We start from the raw sequence: 4,026 nt of genomic DNA on the forward strand, positions 1-4,026 counted from the left end.
CGCAGACCCCGTACACCCGGCGGAAGCGGCGCAGCGCCAGACGGCGGCTCTCGACGCCGTTCTGCGCGCAGACCACCGGCAGCCGCTCGGCGGCCGTGCCGCCGCCCGCGACCGGACTCGGTCCCCAGTCCCGCAGGGCCGCCTCGCTGTCCTGGGTCTTCACGGTGAGGACCAGTACGTCGTCACCGCGCAGTTCCCCGAGCGCCTCCGGTCCGTCGACCGCGGGGAGCCGGTGGGTGCGCGAGCCCTCGGGGGTCACGAACCGCAGCCCGTCGGCACGCAGCGCCGCGAGATGCGCGCCCCGGGCCACGAGAACGACCTCGTGCCCCGCCTCGGCGAGCCGACCCCCGACGGCTCCGCCGACCGCCCCGGCCCCGATGATGATGTAGCGCATACGTCGAGCCTCGCTCAGAAGGGTGCAGCGGGCGGCGGGTTCGGCGGGTCACCCCTCTACGGCGCCGAACGGGGTGCCCTGGTGGAAGTACAGGAGCCATTCGTTCCCGGTCAGCCGCCACAGTGAACTCCGGTGCGCCCGGCGGCCGTTGTTGTCGGTGTCGAACGTCAGATGGACCAGGTCGGCGGCGAGCTGGACCCCCCTCATGCGCGAGGTCGTACTGCGGCTCCCGGTCTCCGTCTCCGCGGCCAGCGACGCGACGATCGAGGCGCGGTCCCAGATGCGTCCGGACAGGCCGAACTCGTAGAACTCGGGGTGCAGCAGCGCGCCGACGAGGTCGGGCGAGCGGCGGACCGCCGGGTCGAGCAGGCGCAGTTCGCCCTCGATGGCGGCCTCGACGGCGGCATTGCGCTCAGGCACCGGTCAGTTCCTCCAGCTTGACGACGGTGTTCCAGTTCCGTGTGGTGGCGAGGACGCCCTTGAGCAGCCTGGGCTTCGCCAGGGCCTCCGCCAGCTTGGAGCGGCCGAGACCGTCGGGCGCGTACAGGTAGAGGACGCGGTCCCCCAGGCGGAACTCCTCGGGGAGGAAGGCCGCGGGCTCCACGGAGGCGAAGCGCCCGGGGTCGACGGGGTCCGAGAAGTACGTGATGTGCAGCTGCTTGGCCTCCAGTTCGGCGGCCGGGAACGGGCATGCCTCCCGGACGGCCCGCAGATAGCCGTGATCACGGACGAGCACACCGACACCGAAGCCGAAGTGCTTCTCGATGGCCCCGGAGAGCTCCTCGGCGAGGGAGTCCTCGTCGCCGTGGCCGCTGCTGAACACCGCGTTCCCGCTCTGGAGATACGTGCGGACGTCGCCGTACCCGAGTCCCTCCATCAGGGTGCGCAGCTCGGCCATCGGCACCTTCTTCGCACCGCCCACATTGATGCCGCGCAACAGCGCCGCGTACGTCGTCGTCATCCGCACACCATAAAACGGGCGCCGTGCCCCGCGGGGGTGGGCACGACGGCCGGGGTGCCACGGGGCCGTGCCGCGGCCTCCACGACGTGGTCGTCCCTGAGCGGCGTCCCCGAGAAGAGCCATTACGTGTAAGGGGCCTGCGTCCTCCCCAGTGCGGAGACCCCGGGGTCCGCGGGGAGGAGTCGGGGGACGGAGGGTTCACCAGGCAGTACGAGGAGACGCGCTTGCCCGCCCCATACCGTCAATACGAAAGGTGGCGGCAGGGGGTTGCCACCGTGCACAAGGGGGCTGGCCCGTCATGGGGAACGGAGACACACGGGTGCGGGGCATCGCCGCGCGAGCAGGCGGCTGGAGCGCCCGCCACCGATGGGCGGCCGTCGGGATCTGGGTGCTGTTCGTCGTCCTGGCGATGGGCCTCGGCTCCGCGGCGGGCCGCGTCGACGTCAAGGAGAGCGACCAGCTCAAGGGCGAGACGCACACCGCGGCCAAGATCATCGAGGACGCCGACATCAAGGAGCCGGCCGGCGAGACGGTCCTGATCCAGGCGAAGGACGCGGGCACCAAGGCCACGGACGCGGAGTTCCGGAGCGCGGTCGCCGCGGTCGTCGAGGCGGTCGACGCCACCGGCAAGGTCACGGACGTGACATCGCCGTACGACACGAAGACGATCTCGAAGGACGGCCGCAGCGCGCTCGTGCAGTTCGACATGCGCGGCGACTCCGAGACGGCGGGCGAGCGCGTCGAGCCCGTGCTGAACGCCGTCAAGGGCGTACAGAAGGACCACGCCGGGCTGCGGATCGAGGAGATCGGCGGCGCCAGCATGATGAAGCAGTACGACGACGCGTTCGGCGACGACTTCCAGAAGGCCGAACTCTCCGCCGTCCCCGTGGCGCTCGGCATCCTGCTGATCGCGTTCGGCGCGCTGGTCGCCGCGCTGCTTCCGGTGGCGCTCGCGGTCACCGCCATCATGGCGACGATGGGTCTGATGGGCGTCGTCAGCCACCTGATGCCGATGAGCGACACGGCCAACTCCGTGATGCTGCTGGTGGGTCTGGCCGTCGGTGTCGACTACTGCCTGTTCTATCTGCGGCGTGAGCGCGAGGAGCGCGAGGCGGGCCGTGACGCCGCCACCGCGCTGCGGATCGCCGCCGCGACCAGCGGCCGCGCCATCATCGTCTCCGGTGTCACCGTGTGCGTGGCGATGGCGGGCATGCTCTTCACCGGGCTCGCCGAGTTCGAGGCGATGGGCCTGGCCTCGCTGATGGTCGTCGCCGTCGCCATGGTCGGTTCGGTGACCGTGCTTCCCGCGCTGCTCTCCCTGCTCGGCGAGCGGGTCGAGAAGGGCCGCCTCCCGTTCCTGCACCGGGCCAAGCGGCGCGGCGCGAACGGCGGCCGGAGCAAGCGCCGCCCGGCCGACGAGGGCAGCCGGTTCTGGAGTGCCGTCCTGCGCGTCGTGCTCGCCCGGCCCGCGATCTCCCTGGTCGTCGCCACGGGCGCGCTGCTCGCCATCGCCGCTCCGGCACTCGGCATGAAGACCCAACAGCTCACCCTGGACAAGGAGTTCGGCAACTCGCTGCCGATCGTGGGCACGTACAACCGGGTCAACGACGCCTTCCCCGGCGGCTCCGAGCCGGCCGAGGTGGTCGTCAAGGCGCGGGACATCAACGCCGCCGATGTGAAGGCGGCGCTCACCGACTTCCGTGCGGCGGCGATCAGTTCGGGCGCCTCGCGCGGTCCGGTCGACATCAAGGTGCACGCGGAGCACAACGTCGCCTTCGTCTACGTCCCGCTGGTCGGCGGTTCCGATCAGGACAAGGCGGAGAAGAGCCTGGAGCTGCTGCGCGACACGGTGCGCCCTGAGACGCTCGGCAAGGTCGACGGCCTGGAGGCTCCGATCACCGGGCAGGTCGCTGGATCGCACGACTTCAACGACCAGTTGGTCGGCTCGGTGACCCCGGTCTTCGCCTTCGTGGTCGTCTTCGCCTTCATCCTGATGCTGCTCTCCTTCCGTTCGCTGACGATCGCGATCACCTCGATCGTCCTCAACCTCCTCTCGGTGGCGGCCGCCTACGGCATCCTGGTCGCGGTCTTCCAGCACGGCTGGGGCGCGTCCCTGGTGGGCGCGGAGGGCGTCGGCGCCATCGTCACCTGGCTGCCGCTGTTCCTCTTCGTGATCCTCTTCGGGCTCTCGATGGACTACCACGTGTTCGTGGTCTCCCGGATCCGTGAGGCACGGCTGCGGGGCCGCAGCACCAAGGACGCGATCCGGCACGGAGTGGTCACCACGGCCGGTGTCGTCACCAGCGCCGCCGTCATCATGGTCGCCGTCTTCGCGATCTTCGGAACGCTGTCGATGCAGTCCATGAAGCAGATGGGTGTGGGCCTGGCGGCCGCTGTGCTCATCGACGCGACGATCATCCGGGGTGTGCTGCTCCCCGCGGTGATGGCGCTGCTCGGCGAGCGCAACTGGTACCTGCCGAAGTGGCTGAACCGGATGCCCGACCTCACGCACGACGAGGCACCCGAGGCCGTCGCGGCTCCGGCGCCGGTGACGATCGAGGGCGAGCGGGCCGGGGTGTAGCCGGCCACCGGAACCACCGGCCGGAGCGACTCCGTATCCTCCAGGGCCTGTCGGTCCCTCAGGGCCCGTCGGCCGCCTCCCTTCGGGGAG

Annotated in this window: 4 protein-coding genes; 1 reads left to right on the forward strand and 3 read right to left on the reverse strand. The window is 70.8% G+C overall.

Annotated features, from left to right (window positions below):
• The 3 genes from ACFWBT_RS42125 to ACFWBT_RS42135 all read right to left on the reverse strand — a co-directional run.
• Positions 1 to 394: ketopantoate reductase family protein (locus ACFWBT_RS42125; protein WP_385709866.1), on the reverse strand; the 394-nt coding region annotated here is incomplete at its 3' end.
• Positions 395 to 442: 48 nt separating this feature from the next.
• A complete protein-coding gene (locus ACFWBT_RS42130) occupies positions 443 to 814 on the reverse strand; it encodes a DUF4440 domain-containing protein (protein ID WP_385709868.1) in 372 nt (123 codons plus the stop codon).
• Positions 807 to 1,355, reverse strand: coding sequence for a DUF1697 domain-containing protein (locus tag ACFWBT_RS42135; RefSeq protein ID WP_385709871.1), 549 nt, complete (start codon positions 1,353 to 1,355; stop codon positions 807 to 809). The genes ACFWBT_RS42130 and ACFWBT_RS42135 overlap by 8 nt, the downstream gene beginning before the upstream one ends.
• A gap of 298 nt (positions 1,356 to 1,653) precedes the next feature.
• Here ACFWBT_RS42135 and ACFWBT_RS42140 point away from each other — a divergent pair, with 298 nt between their 5' ends.
• On the forward strand, positions 1,654 to 3,936 hold the full coding sequence (locus ACFWBT_RS42140; RefSeq protein ID WP_385709874.1) for an MMPL family transporter: 2,283 nt from the start codon (positions 1,654 to 1,656) through the stop codon (positions 3,934 to 3,936).
• Positions 3,937 to 4,026 lie beyond the last annotated feature (90 nt).

It is taken from the genome of Streptomyces sp. NPDC060027, from assembly GCF_042737005.1.
Lineage (GTDB): Bacteria > Actinomycetota > Actinomycetes > Streptomycetales > Streptomycetaceae > Streptomyces.